Source organism: Mesonia sp. HuA40 (assembly GCF_008017835.1).
GTDB lineage: Bacteria > Bacteroidota > Bacteroidia > Flavobacteriales > Flavobacteriaceae > Mesonia.
In genome coordinates this window covers 35,268-55,732 of the sequence record NZ_VRLT01000028.1, presented here as the reverse complement: position 1 = coordinate 55,732, position 20,465 = coordinate 35,268, and the positions used below count along the sequence as shown (strand labels likewise).

19 protein-coding genes and 1 tRNA gene are annotated in these 20,465 nt (G+C 35.8%); 11 read left to right on the top strand and 9 right to left on the bottom strand.

The window, feature by feature from the left end:
- Window positions 1–24: 24 nt before the first annotated feature.
- Window positions 25–939, bottom strand: coding sequence for a NifU family protein (locus tag FT993_RS05640; RefSeq protein ID WP_147861569.1), 915 nt, complete (start codon window positions 937–939; stop codon window positions 25–27).
- Window positions 940–1,147: 208 nt separating this feature from the next.
- Here FT993_RS05640 and FT993_RS05635 point away from each other — a divergent pair, with 208 nt between their 5' ends.
- On the top strand, window positions 1,148–2,170 hold the full coding sequence (locus FT993_RS05635; RefSeq protein WP_147861568.1) for a type IX secretion system membrane protein PorP/SprF: 1,023 nt from the start codon (window positions 1,148–1,150) through the stop codon (window positions 2,168–2,170).
- Here the strand turns inward: FT993_RS05635 and murI are convergent.
- The 8 genes from murI to FT993_RS05595 all read right to left on the bottom strand — a co-directional run bounded on the left by murI (window position 2,167) and on the right by FT993_RS05595 (window position 10,088).
- The gene (gene murI, locus FT993_RS05630; RefSeq protein WP_147861567.1) at window positions 2,167–2,955 is read right to left on the bottom strand and encodes a glutamate racemase; all 789 of its coding nucleotides are present in this window, start codon (window positions 2,953–2,955) and stop codon (window positions 2,167–2,169) included. The genes FT993_RS05635 and murI overlap by 4 nt on opposite strands.
- An 89-nt stretch (window positions 2,956–3,044) precedes the next feature.
- Complete coding sequence (locus FT993_RS05625) at window positions 3,045–3,560, bottom strand: OmpH family outer membrane protein (protein WP_147861566.1); 516 nt, start codon at window positions 3,558–3,560, stop codon at window positions 3,045–3,047.
- Between the two features lie 53 nt (window positions 3,561–3,613).
- Window positions 3,614–4,411: an OmpH family outer membrane protein gene (locus tag FT993_RS05620; protein ID WP_147861565.1), complete on the bottom strand. Its 798-nt coding sequence runs from the start codon at window positions 4,409–4,411 to the stop codon at window positions 3,614–3,616.
- 33 nt (window positions 4,412–4,444) lie between these two features.
- On the bottom strand, window positions 4,445–7,006 hold the full coding sequence (locus tag FT993_RS05615; RefSeq protein ID WP_147861564.1) for an outer membrane protein assembly factor: 2,562 nt from the start codon (window positions 7,004–7,006) through the stop codon (window positions 4,445–4,447).
- Between the two features lie 7 nt (window positions 7,007–7,013).
- Window positions 7,014–7,754, bottom strand: coding sequence for an isoprenyl transferase (locus FT993_RS05610; protein WP_147861563.1), 741 nt, complete (start codon window positions 7,752–7,754; stop codon window positions 7,014–7,016).
- Window positions 7,754–8,443, bottom strand: coding sequence for a DUF6089 family protein (locus FT993_RS05605; protein WP_147861562.1), 690 nt, complete (start codon window positions 8,441–8,443; stop codon window positions 7,754–7,756). The genes FT993_RS05610 and FT993_RS05605 overlap by 1 nt, the downstream gene beginning before the upstream one ends.
- 95 nt (window positions 8,444–8,538) lie before the next feature.
- Complete coding sequence (locus tag FT993_RS05600; RefSeq protein ID WP_147861561.1) at window positions 8,539–9,432, bottom strand: NAD kinase; 894 nt, start codon at window positions 9,430–9,432, stop codon at window positions 8,539–8,541.
- Window positions 9,429–10,088: a CBS domain-containing protein gene (locus FT993_RS05595; protein ID WP_147861560.1), complete on the bottom strand. Its 660-nt coding sequence runs from the start codon at window positions 10,086–10,088 to the stop codon at window positions 9,429–9,431. The genes FT993_RS05600 and FT993_RS05595 overlap by 4 nt, the downstream gene beginning before the upstream one ends.
- 85 nt (window positions 10,089–10,173) lie before the next feature.
- Here FT993_RS05595 and FT993_RS05590 point away from each other — a divergent pair, with 85 nt between their 5' ends.
- The 10 genes from FT993_RS05590 to FT993_RS05545 all read left to right on the top strand — a co-directional run bounded on the left by FT993_RS05590 (window position 10,174) and on the right by FT993_RS05545 (window position 20,459).
- A complete protein-coding gene (locus FT993_RS05590; RefSeq protein ID WP_147861559.1) occupies window positions 10,174–10,887 on the top strand; it encodes a pyridoxine 5'-phosphate synthase in 714 nt (237 codons plus the stop codon).
- Window positions 10,884–11,648, top strand: coding sequence for an alpha/beta fold hydrolase (locus FT993_RS05585; RefSeq protein WP_147861558.1), 765 nt, complete (start codon window positions 10,884–10,886; stop codon window positions 11,646–11,648). Before FT993_RS05590 ends, FT993_RS05585 begins: the two co-directional genes overlap by 4 nt.
- 102 nt (window positions 11,649–11,750) lie before the next feature.
- Window positions 11,751–13,010 carry an OmpP1/FadL family transporter gene (locus tag FT993_RS05580; protein WP_147861557.1) on the top strand — a complete coding sequence of 420 codons (1,260 nt, stop codon included), beginning with the start codon at window positions 11,751–11,753 and terminating at the stop codon, window positions 13,008–13,010.
- Between the two features lie 4 nt (window positions 13,011–13,014).
- Entirely contained in the window at window positions 13,015–14,580 is a 1,566-nt protein-coding gene (locus FT993_RS05575; protein ID WP_147861556.1) for an SGNH/GDSL hydrolase family protein, read from the top strand.
- A gap of 75 nt (window positions 14,581–14,655) precedes the next feature.
- A complete protein-coding gene (locus FT993_RS05570) occupies window positions 14,656–14,994 on the top strand; it encodes a phage holin family protein (RefSeq protein ID WP_147861555.1) in 339 nt (112 codons plus the stop codon).
- Between the two features lie 136 nt (window positions 14,995–15,130).
- On the top strand, window positions 15,131–16,453 hold the full coding sequence (gene tig / locus FT993_RS05565; RefSeq protein WP_147861554.1) for a trigger factor: 1,323 nt from the start codon (window positions 15,131–15,133) through the stop codon (window positions 16,451–16,453).
- Window positions 16,454–16,556: 103 nt separating this feature from the next.
- The gene (gene clpP / locus FT993_RS05560) at window positions 16,557–17,240 is read left to right on the top strand and encodes an ATP-dependent Clp endopeptidase proteolytic subunit ClpP (protein WP_147861553.1); all 684 of its coding nucleotides are present in this window, start codon (window positions 16,557–16,559) and stop codon (window positions 17,238–17,240) included.
- 10 nt (window positions 17,241–17,250) lie between these two features.
- Window positions 17,251–18,486, top strand: a complete 1,236-nt coding sequence (gene clpX, locus FT993_RS05555; protein WP_147861552.1) for an ATP-dependent Clp protease ATP-binding subunit ClpX — start codon at window positions 17,251–17,253, stop codon at window positions 18,484–18,486.
- 212 nt (window positions 18,487–18,698) lie between these two features.
- Complete coding sequence (locus tag FT993_RS05550) at window positions 18,699–20,288, top strand: DUF4139 domain-containing protein (protein WP_147861551.1); 1,590 nt, start codon at window positions 18,699–18,701, stop codon at window positions 20,286–20,288.
- A 98-nt stretch (window positions 20,289–20,386) separates the two neighbouring features.
- Window positions 20,387–20,459: transfer RNA gene (locus tag FT993_RS05545), tRNA-Met, on the top strand.
- Window positions 20,460–20,465: the final 6 nt, after the last annotated feature.

The window sequence follows — 20,465 nt, the reverse complement described above, 5'->3', positions numbered from 1 at the left end:
TATGAGTTATTTGGTTATACAATATTAGCCATTTACAGCTTCTACACGGCCAATTTTATCGTGTAACATTTCTTTTAAAACGTTTTCAATACCATTCTTTAAGGTGATGGTAGATGAAGGACAGCCGCTACAAGCGCCTTGCAAAATAACTTTTACCGTTTTAGTGTTGGCTTCGTAAGAATCAAACATAATATTACCGCCATCACTAGCTACGGCGGGTTTCACATACTCCTCTAACACGGCAATTATTTGCTTTGATACCGAATCTAATTCTTTTGAATTATCAGCTTGGCTTTTTGGTTTTTCTGTGTCTTTATTTGACTCGGTGCGCTTTATTTCTTTATTTAGTACTGGTTTGCCTTCTTCTAAATAAGTTTTGATAAACTCCCTTAATTCTAGAGTGATTTCATTCCATTCTGCAATATCGTATTTAGTAATCGAAATATAGTTATCATCTAAAAACACTTCCTTTACAAAAGGGAAATGAAAAAGAGCTTGAGGTAGTGGTGCATCCTTGGTTTCGTCTATATTTTTAAACTCAATGCTTTGTAGAACCAGTTTCTTGTTTGCAACAAATTTTAAAACCGCCGGGTTGGGTGTGCTCTCGGCATAAACCGTTATGGCTATTTTTTCATTTTGGTTTTTATCTTTTACAATTTTAGTTCCTTGGTTTAATAAATCGGTTATTTTAGACTTTAATTCATTTTGAATTTCAGACCAGGGGGCGATGTTAAACTTCTTTATCGCTACAAAATTTTGAGCGATATAAACTGTTTTTACAAAGGGTAAATGAAAAAGAGCTTGAGCTAAAGGGGAGTCTTTGGCGTCATCAATATTGTTAAATTCATAGGATTTATGATTGACCAAAAACCTGTCGGTTTCAAATTTTAGGATATCTGGATTTGACGTATTTTGTAATTCAATCTTGTAATTTTCCATAGTTTTAAATTTCATACAAAAATACTAAAAGAAATACTATGAATTCAATATATTTACCCAATTATAATTTTCACCTAAAAACAATAAAAACCTTAAAATTCACGTTGAATTAAGAGTAGTGTTAATTTTATTTTAAAAAAAAGCCAAAATAAATTTTTTACTTACTTGCATTTTGTTTTAATTTGGAGCAACAACACCCTAAATGAATATGAAGTTTAATAAAACCTATTTAGTTTTTGTATTTTTTGCCTTTTCATTATTAGGCTTTAGTCAAGAACGAGGAATTCCCGTTTACAGTGATTACTTAACAGATAATATGTATTTAATTCACCCTTCTATGGCAGGGGCAGGGTTGCTTAGTAAAGCTAGACTTACTGCTAGAAGGCAGTGGTTTGATGTAGATGATGCGCCTACTTTAGAAACCTTGAGCTTAAATGGTAGACTAAGTGATAGTAACATTGGCTTAGGTGGTATATTGTATAATGATAGTAATGGTAGATTTTCACAACAAGGTGCCTATGCTACTTTTGCTTATCATTTATTGCTTTCTAGAGATCGGGTAGATTTAAATCAATTGTCATTTGGTTTAAGTGTTGGGGTTTTACAAGAAAAACTTGATGAAAGTGATTTGATTGGAGGTACCAACCCTTCAGATCCTAATATAGCAGGTATCGAGCAGCAAGATTCTTACTTTAATATTGATTTTGGTATTTCTTACTATTATCTTGAGTTCTTTACGCATTTAACTGTTAAAAATTTAATTCCGCAGAAGCGTGATATTTTTGCCGAAGATTTTGAAACTGATAATCAGCGTCAATACTTATTTACTTTGGGTTACACTATAGCACCCTTTGCTAGTGACTGGTCTTTTGAACCTTCTGTAATGTTTCAAATGAAAGAAGAAACTGCAGAAGCGGCCGTAGACGGAAACTTTAAAGTATACAGACAATTTGACTTTGGTCAATTATGGGGAGGTTTGTCTTATAGACGTAGTTTAGACGGTGCTGAATATACAGAAGACGGTGCTGCGACGGTTGAAAATCAGAAATTACAATATTTTTCTCCCTTTTTAGGTATTAATTACAAGCAATTTATGTTTGCTTATACTTATACTTATCAAGCTAATTCTATTGTGTTAAGTAATGCTGGATTTCATCAAATCACCTTAGGATATAATTTTGGAGGTGGCAAAGAGAAATATCACTGTAACTGTCCTGCGATTAATTACTAAAAATCTTTATAACCAACTAAAAACCGCTCCTCGGATTGAAGAATTTTTTCTATAATCCGGGGATTTTTATTGCTATAAAATATACACTTTTCACCGGAGTCTTTTCTGAGAAGATTTAGCTTTTCTAATACATTTTTTGTTTGTTGCGCCGCGGCTCTTCCTGAATCAATAATTTGTACGTGTTGTGGAACAATTTCGTTAAGAATTGGCATAAGATAAGGGTAGTGGCTGCAGCCTAAAACTAAGTAATCTATATTTTCTTTAAGCATAGGTGTAACAAGTTTTTTAACCAATTGCTTTAAGGCGGGCTGTTGTAAATTGCCTGTTTCAATTAAAGGAACCAGTCCTTCACCTACCACTTCTATTACTTTAGTACCGCGTGTATACAAATCTGATGTTTTTATAAATAATTCGCTTGCCAAGGTACCTTTAGTAGCTAAAATGCCAATCGTTTTATTTTTACTATTTAAAGCCGCTGGTTTTATTGCAGGTTCTATGCCTACAATGGGTGTGCTGTATTTTTCACGCAACACTTTTATAGCATTGGTGGTAGCGGTATTGCAGGCTACAACAATTATCTTTGCGCCCATCTCCAGTAACAACTCGGTATTTTTAATAGATAAATCTATAATCTCTTGCTGACTTTTAGCACCATAGGGAGCGTTTTTACTGTCTGCGAGGTAAATTACTTGTTCCAACGGTAAAAGCTTATGAATCTCTTTAAAAATAGATGTTCCGCCTATTCCCGAATCAAACATACCTATGGGTGCCAGTTTTTTTTGCATTGCGTTAGCTTCTTGGTTAAGTAGTAAAAATAAAAAAGCGTTTCTATTTAAGAAACGCTTTGTAATATATTATTTAATAAAGAAGGCTCTTACATCCCTAATTCTTTTTTTACATCATTAAGTAAGTTGTACCCGTCTGCTAGCAATACTCCGCCAGCTCCGGTAGTAGAATCAAGTACATAGTCAAATCCTTTTGCACGGGCCACTTTTTGAATAGCATTTCTAGCTTTTTCATACACTGGTCTAAGTAATTCAGTTTCTTTCTTCTGCAATTCTCTTTGTGCGGTTTGTTGAAATTGAACTATTTTTTCTTGTGTAGCCTGTAACTCTCTTGCGCGTGCTGCATTCTCCTCATCTGTTTTGGTAGGAGCTTCATTTTGATAGCGCTGATTTTTGCTCTGCGCTTCTTTTAGTAAGTCGTCTATTTCAGAACGATAAGTTTGCTCTAATTTCTCTAATTGTGACATAGCCGATTTATATCCTGGCATAGACTCAATTAGCTCTTGTGTGCCTATATGAGCAATTTTAGAAGTTTGTGCTTGAGCAAAATTCATAGCACCAAACATAAGCGTTAAAGCTAAAAATACGGTTTTAAATTGTTTCATCTTTTCTTAATTAATTTGATTTTGGGTTATTTAATTTTTGCCTTTCGGCGGATTTAATCTTTGCTGTTTCTTACTCGCTCTAAACTATCTCTTCTTCGCTGTCTATCTTCTAATAGTTTTTGTCTTCTTGCTTCGAATGCAGCTTGCCTAGCCGCTCGTGCAGAATCTCTAGCTCTCTCACGATCTTTAATCAGGTTTTCTCTTTCTTTCTCTCGCGTTAAACGATCTCTTTCGCGTTGAGCTTCCTCTGCCTTATCTTCTTTTGCTTTTTCAACAGATTTATACGTGTCTTCTGCTATATCTGCACCTTTATTTTCTCTTCGTTCTGTACGACTCTGTCTGTCAATCATTTTAAGAATTTGATCGCTGATGTCGTGACGGTTAGCCGAAAATAGCATTAATGCATCTGAAGACCGTTCAAAAATATAATCAAAATCTCTTTTAATCGCATACTCCTGTACAGCATTAAAGACTTGATCTTGCACGGGTTGAATAAGTTGTCTTTTCTGAGTTATAAAATCCCCTTGAGGGCCAAATCTTTTTTGTTGGTATGCAACCACTTGTTGTACCTCATAATCGATTTCGTCTTCGCGCTCTTCAATCAATTCTTTGGTTAGTAAAGGGCTTTCCTGTTTTAAAGCCTGTTTCATTTGTTCAACTTGGTTAAGTTTTTGCTCGACCTCGGCTCTCCATTTTTGAACTTTTGCATCCAATTGGTTGTTTGCCTCTTGGTATTCTGGAACATTCTCTAGAATATAATCCATATCAATATAGGCAATTTTCAATCCGCTTTGAGCGAATAGAAAGCCTGCTTGAAGAAGAAATATAAAAAGTACTATGTTTTTTCTCATGTTATTTCAAATTTAGAAAATATCGTGCCAAAATTAAAATTGCTGTCCAATTATAAAGTGGGTTTCCCAACCGTTAGCGGCACCGTTGGTTCCTGGGATGGGATCAAAACCGTAACCAAAGTCTATTCCTAACAATCCAAAAGCAGGCATAAAGATTCGAATTCCTGCACCGGCAGATCGGTTTAATTGAAAAGGGTTGTAATCCTTAAATCCGTCATAACTCGAACCTCCTTCTAAGAAGGTTAACGCATAAATAGATGCTTGTGGTTTAAGTGTAATTGGGTACCTAAGCTCTAATGAAAACTTGTTGTAAATGGTAGCACCATCTTCGCGAGTAAGACTTTCATCTCTATCTCTGGGTACAACTGTTTGGTTACCATATCCGCGTAAAGCGATGTTTTCTCTACCATCTAGGCTATAGCCACCAAGACCGTCTCCTCCTAAGTAAAAACGCTCAAAAGGCGGTATACCTCTATCGTTGTTGTAGGCTCCTAGGAAACCAAATTCTGTTGCAGTTCTAAGCACTAATTTACCTATAAGTTTATTGTACCAGTCACCATTAAATTTTATTTTATAATATTCTAACCATCTAAACCTTTCTTGGTCTATTTTGGCTACATCTGGTTGACCGTTGGGTAATTGAAAAGCAGGGTCATTGGCCAGGTTAGCGTAGTCTACACCATTCCAAGCCGAATAAGGGGGTGTTACCTTTGCGGTTATACCAAATTTAGATCCTCCTGTTGGGAAAATAGGGTTGGTGTGGGTGTTATCTCGGCTTAGACCAAAAGTTATGGCAAGGTTGTCTGCTGTACCATTGGGGAACGTAAATAAACCAATGTTATAATTTTGCAAGTTATAATGCTGAAAACTTAGGGCTACAGAGGCTACAAAAAAGTCATCTGGAACTTTAAGGTTTTTAGCTAAGCCGATAGATCCACCGGTGATTAAAAAGCTGCGATCTGTATCGGTTTCACGAGCAAAAAAGTCACGGTAAAACTGTTTCGTGTGTGAGAAACTTGTAGTTAAACGAATGGGCTTTTTACCTCCTAACCAAGGCTCTGAGAAAGACAAGCTGTAAGTTTGGTAGAATGAAGAAGCTTGAGCTCTTAATGAAAGCGTTTGGCCGTCTCCCATTGGTAGAGGTTTGTATGCGTCTTTGTCGAATATTCCTTTTAAAGAAAAATTGTTAAATGAAAGGCCCAAAGTTCCTACAAAACCACCGCCGCCATATCCTCCTTGTAGTTCAATTTGGCTTGCGCCACTTTCAACCACTTTAAAGTTTAAGTCTACGGTACCATCACTCGGATTTACATCAAAGTCGGGTGAAAGTTGTTCGGCATCAAAAAAGCCAGTGGCTCCTAATTCTCTTACGGTTCGCACGACATCTTGCTTACTATAAACCTGTCCCGGTCTGGTTCTTATGTTTCTGTATATTACGTGGTCATTGGTTTTGTCGTTTCCAGTAACCCTAATTTCATCAAAATAAGCCATTTTTCCTTCCATCACTCGGATTTCAAAGTCGATAGTATCATTGTAAACTCGAGTTTCTACAGGATTAATTCTAGCAAATAAATAACCGTTATTTTGGTATAAGTTGGTTAAATCTGCAGCATCTGGTCTTTCTTTGTCCGCAATTTTTTTCTCTAAAAGTACTCCGTTATAAACATCACCTTTGGCGATACCCAAAACTGCTTTTAATTGCTTATCGGTGTAAACTGAATTTCCTAAAAAGCTAATCTCTCCAAAATAATATTTGTTACCTTCTTCTAATTCAAGTGTTAAGGCTACTTCTTCTTCATTTAAAATACTTAGGCTATCTTTTATAATTCGCGCATCTCTGAAACCACTACTTTTATACTTGTTAATAATGTTTTCTTTACTTTCTTTATATTCTTCTGCAATGTATTTAGACCTTTTCCAAAAGCGTAAAAAATTCTTTTGCTTGGTTTTCATTTGGCGCCTAATCTTGGCATCGCTAAAGATCTCATTACCCTTAATTTCAATTTCTTTTATTTTTACTTTTTCACCTTTATTGATTCGCAGTACTAGGTCAACCTTTTCCTTGTCGTTGTCTAAACTATCTTTAATGGTGCGGGTTTGAATATTAACTTTAGCAAACAGAAAACCATCTTCGGCATATTTGTTTTCTATGCTTGATTTAGTGGTGGCAATTAAGTTTTCGGTAACTTTTGTGCCTGGTTTTAAATCATTTTCTTTAATGATTTCTTCTCGTTTTTTCTTTTTGTCAAGGCCGCTAATTTTTACTTCATTCAGTTCGGGAACTTCTTTTATTTCTAGCTGCAGATCGGCAACATTATTGTCAATGTTGGTTACATATAGGTTGATGTCGCTAAACAATCCTAAATCCCAAAGTTTTTTTATTATTCCGCTTATTTTATCTCCTGGGATATAAAGTTTATCTCCAGATTTAATCCCCATAAAGGCGATAACGGTTTGTTGGTTATAATTGGTGCTTCCTACAACACTTATTTTGCCAATGGTATATTCTTTACCATTAGCCAAAGCCATGTCTTGGGCTTGCGATTGCCAAACTGCAAAAAGGCAAAAACATAAAAGGTATAATTTCTTAATCATTAAAATCTTAATTGATTTGTTCACTTGTTTTTCCAAATCTTCTTTCTCTATTTTGGTAATTTAATATGGCCTCGGCTAAGTGTTCTTTTCTAAAATCTGGCCATAAGACTTGTGTGAAATATAATTCTGCATAAGCTATTTGCCATAATAAAAAATTACTTATGCGTTGCTCACCGCTAGTTCTAATCAATAAATCAACATCGGGTATAAAGTTGGTATATAATTGATTGTTTATATCTTGCTCAGTGATCTTGTCTGGATCTATTTTATTTTCTTGAGCCAAGCGGGCAATTTTTTTGGTTACATTAAGCAACTCTTCCCGCGACCCATAACTAAGCGCTAATGTTAGCGTCATCATAGTGTTTTTTGCGGTTTGTTGCATCACTTCATTTAATTCTTCTTTTGCTTTTTGCGGTAAACTGTCTAAACATCCGATAGCTTTAAGTCTAATGTTGTTATCTTGAAGCGTTTTGATTTCTTTGCGTAAAGAGGAAACCAGTAATTTCATTAAAGTTTTCACTTCAATTTGTGGTCTATTCCAGTTTTCTGTAGAAAAAGCGAATAGGGTAAGGTTTTCTATACCTAATTTCGCACAGGTTTCAACGGTCTCGCGCACCGATTTTGTGCCGCTTTTATGCCCAGCAACCCGCAATAATCCTTTGTTTTTTGCCCATCTTCCATTACCATCCATAATGATCGCGATATGCTTGGGTAATCTTTCTTTGTCTATGTCGTGAAAAGGCTCCATTAAAATTTACAATAACATGGTTTGCGTCCAAAACTATAAGTAAGTGTTATCCCGGTAAAAACATACCAATCGTTCGAGTTGGCACTACCAAAGCTGGGGTAAACATCTTCGGCATCTATTTCTTCTGGATTGCTTCCGTCCAAATTATCGGTAAAAGTATAACGCGCTCCAATCTCAAAAGCTAAAATCCATTTTGTAGATAGCGTTCCTTTTACCCCTAAAACCATAGGAATAGCAGAAGTAAATTTATTGTCTTCTGGTATAATTTTATTACGTCTATCTACAAACATATCTTGTGTAAATATTCCTGTAAGACCAGTGTAGATATAAGGCGTCCATTGTGCTTCTAAATTGTGCAAATCCCACTCCCAAAAGGTGTATTCAATACCTAGGGAAGCTTCTGTAATTTTATTTTTAAACGAGTAATCCCTTAGCTTTCTTCTTGTTTCTTGGGCGTCTGCGTCGTTGGCTTTTATTTTTGAATGAAAAAGGCTAAACCTAAAGGAATGTCTGGTGCTTCGATTCCACTTAAAAATTCCGCCAGCCGCTAGTGTTTTTGGAGCGATATATTGGGTGTTACCCACATCACCAATGTAATTGGTTGCACCGAGCATAGGGCCAATTTCAAAGGTTTGGGCCAAACTTAGGCTGGTGAATAATATTATAAATGAAAAGATTAAATATCTCATAGAATCTCAAAAGATTGCAAATATATAAATTAAGTTTGCTCTACGTTAATTTTAAACTATTTTGTGCCTCTATGATTAACAAATTATACGCTAGTTTATTGTTTTAAATTCCTTTTATCTTCTCCCCATAATAGTTTCTGACGCAAGGTCTTAATAAAACTATTTTCATTGAGTAATACAATACCTATTTGAAAATCTGCTTTCTTGAGATGTATTTCGGTATCGTTGTTTAAAGTGGTAAGTCTCGAGTCTAGTGAAATTAAAAATTGATTTTCACGGCTAGATACTTTTAATTTTAGTTCTTTATCGTCTGGTATTATTAATGGCCTCACATTCAGATTGTGCGGTGCTATGGGGGTAATAGAAATAGCCTTGGTTTCTGGTGTAATAATAGGGCCTCCGCAACTAAGTGAGTAGCCCGTCGATCCTGTTGGAGTTGAGATAATAAGACCATCTGCCCAATAGGCATTCAGGTATTTATCGTCCATCCAACTTTCTACGGTAATCATAGAGGTACTGTTTTTTCGGCTTATGGCCACTTCATTTAAAGCAAAATTCATACTAGAAAGACTTTGATTGTCTGGATATGTTGCAACACTTAACAAATCTCTTTTAGAAATCGTGTATTCTTTTTGCTTTAGGGCTAAAATCATAGCTTTAATTTCTTCTTTTTGAATGGTTGCCAAAAAGCCTAATCGTCCAGTGTTTATACCTACAATGGGTATATCTAATGCTTTTACAAAATGCACACTGCGTAAAATTGTGCCATCTCCCCCAATACTAAAAAATAAATCATAACTGTCGTCAAGCTGTTTAAAAGTTTTAAATTGGGTGTATTGTTTGGCAACGCTTTTATTTTGGTTTATAATTTTAAGAAATTCCTCCTCTATTCGAACTTCAATATCTAGGTTGCTTAGCTCATCGAGCAATTCCCGTATGTATTTTCCTGAGTTTTTATGGTAAAATTGTCCGTAAAGAGCTACTTTCATATATCTAAATATTTTTTAAGGTAATTTGATCTTTCTTTTATAGTTTGTGTGTGCCGATCTTCTTGGTGTAGGCTAACAATTTGATAATCATATCGTCTAAAGGCAGCTAGAACTTCGGTAATGCTTTGGCTTCCTATTTTTAAGGTGATTTGTACTTTATTTAAATCGGTTTCACTTATAAAAAGGCCCAAAACTGTCTGGTTGGCTTGTTCTGCAATTTGGGTTACTTCGCTTAAGGTGTAATCTCGCGCCGATTTTTCAATTACTACCAACGCACCTTCTTGCTGTAAGAAAGGGGTAGAACTAAAAATGCCAAGCAAGTCAATGAGTTCTATATAGCCCAAGTATTTTTGATCTTCTGGATTGATAAGGGGTAGCAAGTTGGTTTCAAGCTTACCAAAATGAGCTAAAACTTCTAGCCAGTTTTCATTTACATCGGCATGAACATTCTCTATGGCATATCTATATTCTGTCAATGTTTTTGTCTCATCAAAACAACGTAGGTCATTTTCAGCAATCAATCCAATATAAACATCATTTTCAGCAACAGGTAAGTGCGTGTAGGTGAATTCTTTAAAAATTGCCTTAAACGCTCCAACAGTTTGCGATATGGGTTGTAAATCTATGTCGTTGATAATGTATTGCGATAGCTTCATAGCTTAATGTTTGGTGCAAATTAATTAATTTATAACACATAGATGCGGTGCAACTTTGTATTTTTGTCATTTAAAGTTAAGAAATATGACCAAACTAAGCGTAAACATAAACAAGATTGCTACTTTAAGAAACGCTCGAGGCGGAAATGTACCTAATGTAGTAGAAGCTGCCAAGCGTATAGAGGGGTTTGGTGCGCAGGGAATTACGGTTCACCCCAGACCAGATGAAAGGCATATAACCTATCAAGATGTAAGGGACTTAAGTGAAGTAGTGCAAACCGAATTCAATATCGAGGGTAATCCCAATCAAAAATTTATCGATTTGGTACTAGAAAATAAACCTACTCAAGTAACTTTAGTTCCCGACGCTGTAGATGTGCTCACTTCAAATGCCGGTTGGAACACCCAAAAACACCAAGCATTCCTAAGCGAAGTTATAAGCGTATTTAAAAATGCGGGAATAAGGACATCTATTTTTGTAGATCCTAATTCAGCTATGGTAGAATCGGCTGTTAAAACGGGAACCGATAGAATCGAATTGTATACAGAAGCTTATGCAATAAATTACGCTAAAAACCCTAGAGCTGCTATTGCTGCTTACGCCGATTGTGCTGCAATAGGTAAGAAATTAGGTCTGGGTATTAATGCGGGTCATGATTTATCATTAGAAAACATAGCTTTTTTTAAGCAGCATATGCCGTATCTTGATGAAGTTTCAATAGGCCATGCTTTAATTGCTGAGGCGCTTTACAGCGGATTAGAAAACGTAGTCAAATCTTATTTACATAAACTTAAATGAAGTTACACGCAAATATTATAGGTCAGGGTGAGCCATTGCTAATTTTGCATGGTTTTTTGGGTATGGGAGACAATTGGAAAACCTTAGGTAAGCAATTTGCAGAAGAAGGTTATCAAGTGCATCTTATAGACCAAAGAAACCACGGACGTAGTCCTCACTCAGAAGAGTTTTCTTATGCCATTTTGGCGAAAGATATTAAAAACTATTGCCGCGAGCATAATTTAAATAAGGTTGTTTTGATGGGGCACTCAATGGGCGGTAAAACCGCCATGAAAACTGCCGTCTCTTATCCAGAGCTGATAAAAGATTTGGTTGTGGTTGATATTGCACCACGCTATTATGAACCGCATCACCAAACCATTTTAGAAGGATTAACTATGCTGGCTGATGCTAAACTAACTTCTAGGCAAGATGCAGATAAGAAGCTAGCAGAATTTATAGATGATTGGGGGGTACGTCAATTTCTACTCAAAAATTTATTCCGTAAAGATAATGTCCTAAAATTACGTGTAAACTTGCCTGTGCTTAAAAGTAAAATTGAAAATGTAGGTGCGGCACTTGAAGAAGGAGAATTATTTGAAGGTAGCGCATTATTTATTAACGGGGGCAATTCAAACTACGTCAGGTCAAATGATAGAGATTTGATTAGAAAGTATTTCCCTTCTAGTCAATTGGTTACCATTAAGGATGCTGGGCATTGGATTCATGCAGAAAAGCCAGAAGTGTTTTACCAAGCTGTGTTAAGGTATTTAAATCGCTGATTTGCATTTTTTGCTATGCTCGCATAATAAATCATAAAAAAGTTGTAATTCTCTTATTTTGTGTTAAATTTGGGTTAATGAAAAACTAATTCATTTTTAATTATGAAGAGAAAACTACTTTCACTTACCGTATTTTTGTTCGCGGTAAGTTTAACTTTTGCGGGCGGGTACCGTATTAGTACGCAAGGTCAACGCGCATTAGCTATGGGGCACACAGGTGTTGCTGTAGTGAATAGTGCAGAGTTGGCATTTTTTAATCCAGCAGGACTGGTGTATTTAGAAAATAAGTTAAATATCTCGGCTGGTGTAACTGCCGTAAATGCAAATGTAAAATGGCAAAATTCCATGACGGGTCAATTTTCAGAAACAGAAAAAATCTGGAAAACACCATTTTACTTTAATGCTTCTTATGCCGTTACAGATTTTTTAAGTGTGGGAGTTAGTGTTACTACGCCATACGGTAGTTCTGTAGAATGGCCAACAGATTGGGCAGGTTCACATTTAATTAATGATATAGAGCTTACTGCATTTTATATACAACCTTTAATCTCCTTAAAATTATCAGAATATTTTAGTATTGGAGGAGGGCCTATTTATGTTACGGGGGGTGTTAACTTTAATAGAAATTTAAATAGAAATTTAACCGATGAACAGGGTAATCGCTCGAATGTAGAGGTTGATGCTTCTGATGTTTCAAAATGGGGTTGGTCAGCTAGTTGGATGTTTAATCCAACCGATAATTTGCGTATTGGTTTTAATTATCGCTCTGAAATTATCCTAGATGCAGAGAATGGAGAGGCTACTTTTAGTAATGTTCCAGATTCACCTTTGGCTCCAGTTGAAAACGGAACGGTTGGGTTTAACGCCTCTTTACCGATGCCAGCCGAATTGACCATTGGTTTATCTTACGAGTTTGCTGATAAGTGGTTGTTTGCATTTGACTATAATCGCGCATATTGGGGAGTGTATGAAGATCTTACAATCAATTTTACGCCAGAAGATATTCCTACCTCTAGAAACCCGAGAAATTACAAAAACGCTTCGACATACCGTTTTGGTTTACAATACGAGGCGCTTGATAAGCTAACTTTACGTGCGGGATATTACTATGATGAATCACCTGTTCAGTCAGGTTATTTCGCGCCTGAAACACCAAGAAATGACTCTTCAGGATTTACTGGAGGGCTGTCTTATCAAATTACAGAAAAATTAGCCATAGATGCATCTATAGCCTATTTACGTTTTGATGAGGTAGACGAAAGTTACGATCATTACCAAGAGAATGGTCAAGAAGTTCCTTTTGGAGGTACATATAAAAGTAATGCAATCCTAGCCGGATTAGGAGTAACATTTAAACTATAAAAAAATGAAAAATTATATAAAATTTGTAGCAATTGCCGCATTAGGTTTGGTGGCTTGTGAGCCAGAGTTTGATAAATCTGTAGAAGACGGCGATTTTTATAGTAGCGGAGAAGCCAATTTTGCTAAATATGTCGCTGTGGGTAATTCGCTTACCGCGGGTTATGCCGATGGTGCTCTTTACAGGCAAGGTCAAAAAAACTCATTTCCTAACTTATTAGCCCAACAACTTGAATTTGTAGGAGGCGGCGAGTTCAATCAGCCTTTAACCAATGATAATCTAGGAGGTCTCACCTTAAACGGTCAAGCCATTGCTAGTAATCGATTAACTCTATCGTTGGTCAACGGTAATCCTTCTCCGACTCCAATCGAGGGGCAGCCCACAACCGAAATTAGTAATACTCAGACAGGTCCCTTTAATAATATGGGAGTTCCTGGTGCTAAATCATTTCATTTGCTAGCTAACGGGTACGGAAACCTTGCTGGTGTTTCTGCAGGGCAGGCAAACCCCTACTTTGTTCGTTTTAGATCATCAGAAAATGCTAGTGTTATAGAAGATGCTGTAGCGCAAAATCCAACTTTTTTTAGCTTATGGATCGGTAATAATGACGTGTTAAGTTACGCTACTTCTGGAGGGGTAGGTGAAAACCAATTGGGTAACTTAGACCCTACCACTTATGGCAGCAATGATATAACAGACCCGAATGTTTTTGCAAGTGTATATGCGCAGGAAGTAGAGGCTTTAATGGCTTCGGCTAGCGCGGGAGTATTATTAAATATTCCTAACGTGACTGATACTCCATTTTTTACAACGGTTCCCTTTGCACCCTTAACACCTGCTTTGCTAGGCGATCAGTTACCAGTCTTAAATGCTACATTCGCTCAATTGAATCAGGCGTTTGCATTTTTGGGTGTTCCAGAAAGAGCTATACAGTTTAATAGCGATGGGCCAAGCGGAGTCTTGATACAGGATGAAAGTATTCCAAATATTTCAGCTCAGCTTGCTCAAGTTTTACAAGCAGGAGGTTTAGATGCAGCAACGGCTAATTTATATGCCCAGCAATTTGGTCAGGTTAGGCAATCAAATGAAAACGACTTGCTGGTGCTTACCAGTAGTGCTGTGATTGGTAGCTTAAATGAATCGCACTTAGGTGTTTTAATGGGCTTAGGTGTACCAAGAGAAGCAGCAGCGCAACTGGCAGTTAATGGAGTTACTTATCCGTTGCAAGATCAATATGTGTTAATTCCTACAGAACAAGAAGATATTGCAAATGCTACAGCGGCTTTCAATGCTACCATTGCTGGCATTGCCTCATCAAAAGGCTTGGCATTAGTTGATGTAAATGCTATTTTAAACGAAGTAGCCGATGGAGGAGTTTCTTTTGATGGTGGTTTGATTACCAGTACGTTTGCAACAGGAGGAGCTTTCTCATTAGATGGTGTGCACCTCACTCCTAGAGGAAATGCTTTTATCGCTAATCAAATTATTTTATCATTAAAAGAGACCTACGGCTCAGACATCCCAATGCTTAATGTGGGAGACTATAACGGGGGCCCTGCTATTGGAGAATAAAAATATCGTTATAATTTTCATAAAAGCGTCGCATCAATAGCGACGCTTTTTTAATTTTAATCAAATCTTTATATTATGAAATTTTTACTTCGCTTATTAGTAACAGGAATTTTAGTAGTACTATTAGCTAATCTGTTACCGGGTGTGAGCACAGATTCTTATTGGACCGCCATTATTGTGGCTTTAATATTAGGTATTCTAAATTTAATCGTAAGGCCTGTTTTGGTAATTCTTACCTTACCAGTAACAATATTAACCCTAGGTTTATTTTTACTGGTAATAAATGCATTTATAATATTAATGACCGATGGTCTTATAGATGGATTTAGTGTAGATGGATTTTGGTGGGCGCTTCTATTTAGTATTTGTTTGTCTATCTTGCAATCTATACTCGATGCTTTAGTTGAAAAATAGATTTTGTTAAATGAAACATAGAAAGTCTCAAGGTTAATTCAGTGAGACTTTTTTTAATTGACTTAAAAAAATAAAAACTTGGTTGGCAGGCAAATAAATTGTAATTTTGCCAACCAAATTTTCACAAAAAACAACCATGAATATCACAAGAGAAAATATTGATGAGCTTAATGCAGTGGTAAAGGTAGAAATCAAAAAAGATGATTACCAGCCTAAAGTAGAAAAGATATTAAAAGATTATAGAAAATCGGCTAATATTCCTGGGTTTAGGAAAGGGCACGTGCCTATGGGCTTAGTTAAAAAGCAATACGGTAAAGCTGTTCTTGTAGATGAGGTAAATAAATTGCTTCAAGAATCATTAAATAATTATTTGAACGAGGAGAAATTAGAGGTTTTAGGTAATCCGCTTCCAAAAGCTCAAGATAATTTTGATTGGGATAAAGAAGATTATGCTTTTGAATTTGAATTAGGTTTAGCACCAAAATTTGATGTGAATCTTAATACTAAAGACAAGGTAACTCACTATAAAATAGTGGCAAACGAAGAAATGATAGATAACCATGTGAAAACCATACAAAAACAGTATGGCAAACTGGTTTCGAAGAATGAAGTTGAAGAAGGAGATCTTGTCGCAGGAACTTTTAAAAGTGAAGACGGCGAAATAGAAAATACTACTACGCTACCTGTTGAAAAAGTTAAAGGCAAGCGCAATACTGCAAAATTTATTGGAGCAAAAGTAGGTGATCAATTGAGTTTAAAATCGAAAAACTTATTTGAAAATACAGAAGATTTGACAGAATTTTTAGGAGTGGATGCTGAAACGGCAGAAGACTTAGATGTAGATTTGAGTTTTGAAATTACCGAGGTGAACAAACAGGAACCAGCTGAACTAGACCAAGAGTTGTTTGATAAGCTATTTGGGAAAGATCAGGTGAAATCGGTAACAGAATTGAAAGAAAAGATAAAAGAAGATGCTGAGAATCAATTCGTGCAGCAAAGCGATCAGCAGTTGCTTAATGATGTGACTGAAAAATTGATCGAGGAAACTAAATTTGAGTTGCCTGGTGAATTTTTACAGAAGTGGATCATGACCAGTGGAGAGAAAGAATTATCTGCTGAGGAAGCAAAAGAAGAATACGAAAAGAGTGAAAAAGGAATTCGTTTTCAATTGATAGAGGCTAAGATTATCAATGATAATGATTTGAAGGTTGAATTAGAAGAAATTAAAGACCTTACCAAAGACAGAATCAAGATGCAGATGGCTCAATTTGGTCAAATGAATCCTTCAGATAAAGACTTAGAAGATATAACTGCTCGTGTTTTAGCTAATCAAGATGAGGTTAAGAAATTATCAGAACAAGTTTTAAATAAAAAGTTGCTCGATACTTATAAAGAAAAAGCCAACTTGGAAGAAAAGGAGCTAAGCTATGAAGATTTTGTTAAAGAGGTTTACAACTAATTTAAAACAAGAATAAATAGTATATTTAAGGCGTTAAATCTCTTTCGAGGTTAACGCCTTTTGTAATAATAACCTGATTTATTTCAGTAAAAAAAGAGAATCTATGGATTTTGGAAAAGAATTTAAAAAATTTGCAATAAAAGATCAAGGTATTAATAGTAACTACTACGATAAAATAGTGAGTGCTGTTACTCCGCCTACAGGCATGACACCCAATATTATTGAAGAAAGACAAATGAATGCGGTAGCTATGGATGTTTTCTCGCGTTTGATGATGGACCGAATTATCTTCTTAGGCACGGGGATTAATGACCAAATCGCTAATATTGTGCAAGCTCAGATGCTCTTTTTAGAAAGTGCAGACGCTAACAAAGATATTCAGATCTATATCAATTCGCCAGGTGGTAGCGTATATGCAGGCTTAGGAATTTATGACACCATGCAATTTATTAAACCAGATATTGCAACTATTTGTACCGGTATGGCAGCATCTATGGGTGCCGTTTTACTATGTGCAGGAGCTGCGGGAAAACGCAGTGGATTACCTCATTCACGTGTGATGATTCACCAACCATTAGGAGGGGTTCAAGGGCAAGCTAGTGATATAGAAATTACCGCTAAAGAAATTTTAACTTTAAAAGAAGAGTTATATAATATTATTGCTAAACATAGTGGGCAATCCTATGAGAAGGTTTACCAAGATAGCGATAGAGATTACTGGATGAAGGCTGATAAGGCAAAGGAGTACGGAATGATTGATGAAATTTTAACTAGAGAAGATAAATAAAGCATAATTTATGGCTAAAGATAACCTAGAATGTTCGTTTTGCGGAAGGAAAAAACCAGAAACCAATTTATTGATTGCTGGTCTAGATGCACATATTTGTGATAGATGTATAGAACAAGCCCATGGTATTGTAATTGAAGAAGCTAAGCAGGAAGGCCAGCAAGAGCTAGCGAACGAGCTAGAATTGAAAAAACCAAAATCAATTAAAGAGTTCATAGATGACTATGTAATTGGTCAAGAATATACAAAGAAAGTACTCTCTGTGGCAGTTTATAATCATTATAAGCGTTTGCTTCAGCCTAAAAGTGAGCAAGATGATATCGAAATAGAAAAGAGTAATATTATTATGGTTGGGCAGACAGGAACCGGTAAAACCTTAATTGCCAAAACCATTGCTCGCATGTTGAATGTGCCTTTAGCAATTGTTGACGCAACCGTGCTTACAGAGGCTGGTTATGTAGGAGAGGATGTTGAAAGTATTTTAACCCGATTACTGCAAGCGGCCGACTATAATTTAGAGAAAGCCCAGCAGGGTATTGTGTTTATAGATGAAATAGATAAAATTGCCCGCAAAAGCGATAATCCATCTATAACGCGTGATGTTAGTGGTGAAGGTGTTCAGCAGGCACTTTTAAAGTTGTTAGAGGGTACCACAGTTAATGTTCCACCTAAAGGAGGAAGAAAACATCCAGATCAAAAATTCATTGAAGTTGATACCAGCAATATTCTGTTTATTGCCGGTGGGGCTTTTGATGGTATAGAGAAAAAAATATCAAAACGCTTAAACTTGCAAGCTGTTGGTTATAGTGCTTCTCGTACCGAGGATTTAATAGAAAAGGAAAATATGCTTAAGTATATTATCCCTAAAGATTTAAAAGACTTCGGTTTAATTCCAGAAATTATAGGTAGGTTACCAGTACTTACGCATATGAATCCACTTGACAAGGAAACTTTGCGTAGCATTCTAACCGAACCAAAAAACTCTTTGGTTAAACAATATACCAAATTGTTTGCTATGGATGGAATCGCATTTAGTATCACCGATGGGGCTTTAGATTATATTGTCGAAAAAGCTATAGAATACAAACTTGGTGCGCGTGGTTTACGCTCTTTATGTGAAGCCATTCTTACAGATGCTATGTTTGAGTTACCCGAAAGCGGAGAATCTGAATTTAAAGTGACGAAGAGCTATGCCGAAAAGGCTTTGCAAAAATCTACAATAAAGAAACTTAAGGCAGTTTCCTAATTAAGATTTTAATGTAATAAAACGCACAATCTTTGTTTGTGTCATAAGTGACGCACTTAAAACAAAAAAACCTATTCTTATTGAATAGGTTTTTTATTTTAATGAGTGGTGTAAGAAGTAAAATACAGATTTTAGAACTCGTTGTTTTTATATTAATAGCTTTGTGGCACAAGATTTGTTTTTTAGCGTGTTATTAATCTAAAATTATATTTATGCGAATTTTATTTATTCTACTTCTAGTTAATCAACTTGTTTGGTCTCAAAATACTCAAAAAATAAAGCTAAATAAAACCGATGTAACCGTTTATTTAAACCAAGCCCAAATGAGTGGTGAGGCGTCATTCTTCTTGCCTAAAGGAAGAACACAAGTGCATTTTACGCAATTATCATCTGGGTTAATTGGTAATAGTATTCAAGTAAATGGGCTTAAAGGTGTTGCGATGCACGGCATGCAATTCAAGCAAAATTATTTAGAAAATAAGGAGGCAAGTTTAGAAATAAAAAGCTTAGAAGCACAATTAGCGCAATTGAAAAAGAAAAAGGCTGTTTTAGAATTTGAATTAGAAGGATCAAAAAATGCACTAAATCTATTATTGACCAATCAAAAAGTAAATAATGACAAGCAAAACCTTAGTGTAGATGAGCTAAAAGATTACGCTCTTTTAATGGCAGAACAAACCCAAGAACTAAAAACTCAACAGTACGATTTAAGTATTGAAATTGAAACTTTGAGAGAAAAAATTTATCAACTAAACCGCAGTTTATCTGGGTTTAAAGCCGATTTAAAAAGACCTACAGGTGAAATTATTTTAGATTTAGAAACAGATAAATCGCAAACCATAAACCTAGCATTGAGCTACGTTGTCAATAATGCAGGATGGTACCCTAGCTACGAAATTAGAGCAGAAGAAAATGCAAAAGACCTGCAATTTAAGTACAAGGCAATGGTGTATCAGTCTACTGGTCAAGATTGGGAGAATGTCAAACTGCGTCTATCTACAGGAAATCCTAGTTTAAATAATACTCAACCAGAATTAAATCCGCAATATTTGACCTTTTTACAGCAATATCGATCTCAATTAGCAACTAAAAATAAAATGAATGCTGCACCCCAATTAGAAGAAATGGTGGTGAGCGATGCCGGAACTAGTAGAGTAGAAGGCTATAGCCAAGAAATTACAAAAGAGCAGCTTTTTAATCAGGTAATGTTTAATTTGAATGAAAAGTATACAATTTTGTCGGCCCAAGATGCTCAAACTGTAATTATTGATAACTTTAAGATTCCGGCTACTTTTTCTCATTATGCGGTTCCTTTAGTTCAAGAAAAAGTTTATTTGACCGCCGAAGTACGAGACTGGGAGTCTTATGATTTATTACCAGGTGAAGCCCAAATTTACTACTCTGGCAGTTATGCAGGCAAAATAGGTATCGATCCTAGAACAACAGCAGAGGAGTTGTTAATATCGCTAGGTGTAGATCAGGCTGTACAAATAGAGCGTATAACTACCGTAAACAACAAAGATAAATCTTTTTTTGGTAATATGGTTAAATGGGAAAAAGGCTACAAAATTAAAATACGCAACCAAAAACAAGATGCAATTCAATTAAAAATTCTTGACAGAATACCGGTTTCTAGAAATTCAGAAATTAGTGTAGAAGGTGTTCATCACGATGCCCAGAATTTAGACAAGCAGACAGGTATTTTGACGTGGGAAATTGAGATAGATTCTAAGCAAGAATTGGAGAAATATTTTAATTATGAAATAAAATTCCCGAAATCTAAGAGATTGAATATCAATTAAAATTAGGTGATTATCTTCACTTTTTTAAAATAGTATAAAAAATTAGAGGCAAATATTTGGCTTAAAGATTAAAAGTTTATATATTTGCCTCACGAAATCGCGGGATAGAGCAGTAGGTAGCTCGTCGGGCTCATAACCCGAAGGTCACTGGTTCGAGTCCAGTTCCCGCTACTAAAA

What these genes read in the sequence shown, in the direction of transcription:
- FT993_RS05600 (WP_147861561.1), bottom strand. Translation starts at nt 9,432, where the DNA reads ATGAAAGTAGCTCTTTACGGACAATTTTACCATAAAAACTCAGGAAAA.
- FT993_RS05610 (WP_147861563.1), bottom strand. Translation starts at nt 7,754, where the DNA reads ATGGAGCCTTTTCACGACATAGACAAAGAAAGATTACCCAAGCATATC.
- FT993_RS05580 (WP_147861557.1), top strand. Translation starts at nt 11,751, where the DNA reads ATGAAGAGAAAACTACTTTCACTTACCGTATTTTTGTTCGCGGTAAGT.
- FT993_RS05590 (WP_147861559.1), top strand. Translation starts at nt 10,174, where the DNA reads ATGACCAAACTAAGCGTAAACATAAACAAGATTGCTACTTTAAGAAAC.
- FT993_RS05585 (WP_147861558.1), top strand. Translation starts at nt 10,884, where the DNA reads ATGAAGTTACACGCAAATATTATAGGTCAGGGTGAGCCATTGCTAATT.
- clpX (WP_147861552.1), top strand. Translation starts at nt 17,251, where the DNA reads ATGGCTAAAGATAACCTAGAATGTTCGTTTTGCGGAAGGAAAAAACCA.
- FT993_RS05550 (WP_147861551.1), top strand. Translation starts at nt 18,699, where the DNA reads ATGCGAATTTTATTTATTCTACTTCTAGTTAATCAACTTGTTTGGTCT.
- FT993_RS05575 (WP_147861556.1), top strand. Translation starts at nt 13,015, where the DNA reads ATGAAAAATTATATAAAATTTGTAGCAATTGCCGCATTAGGTTTGGTG.
- FT993_RS05625 (WP_147861566.1), bottom strand. Translation starts at nt 3,560, where the DNA reads ATGAAACAATTTAAAACCGTATTTTTAGCTTTAACGCTTATGTTTGGT.
- FT993_RS05635 (WP_147861568.1), top strand. Translation starts at nt 1,148, where the DNA reads ATGAAGTTTAATAAAACCTATTTAGTTTTTGTATTTTTTGCCTTTTCA.
- FT993_RS05640 (WP_147861569.1), bottom strand. Translation starts at nt 939, where the DNA reads ATGGAAAATTACAAGATTGAATTACAAAATACGTCAAATCCAGATATC.
- clpP (WP_147861553.1), top strand. Translation starts at nt 16,557, where the DNA reads ATGGATTTTGGAAAAGAATTTAAAAAATTTGCAATAAAAGATCAAGGT.
- murI (WP_147861567.1), bottom strand. Translation starts at nt 2,955, where the DNA reads ATGCAAAAAAAACTGGCACCCATAGGTATGTTTGATTCGGGAATAGGC.
- FT993_RS05570 (WP_147861555.1), top strand. Translation starts at nt 14,656, where the DNA reads ATGAAATTTTTACTTCGCTTATTAGTAACAGGAATTTTAGTAGTACTA.
- FT993_RS05595 (WP_147861560.1), bottom strand. Translation starts at nt 10,088, where the DNA reads ATGAAGCTATCGCAATACATTATCAACGACATAGATTTACAACCCATA.
- FT993_RS05620 (WP_147861565.1), bottom strand. Translation starts at nt 4,411, where the DNA reads ATGAGAAAAAACATAGTACTTTTTATATTTCTTCTTCAAGCAGGCTTT.
- FT993_RS05605 (WP_147861562.1), bottom strand. Translation starts at nt 8,443, where the DNA reads ATGAGATATTTAATCTTTTCATTTATAATATTATTCACCAGCCTAAGT.
- FT993_RS05615 (WP_147861564.1), bottom strand. Translation starts at nt 7,006, where the DNA reads ATGATTAAGAAATTATACCTTTTATGTTTTTGCCTTTTTGCAGTTTGG.
- tig (WP_147861554.1), top strand. Translation starts at nt 15,131, where the DNA reads ATGAATATCACAAGAGAAAATATTGATGAGCTTAATGCAGTGGTAAAG.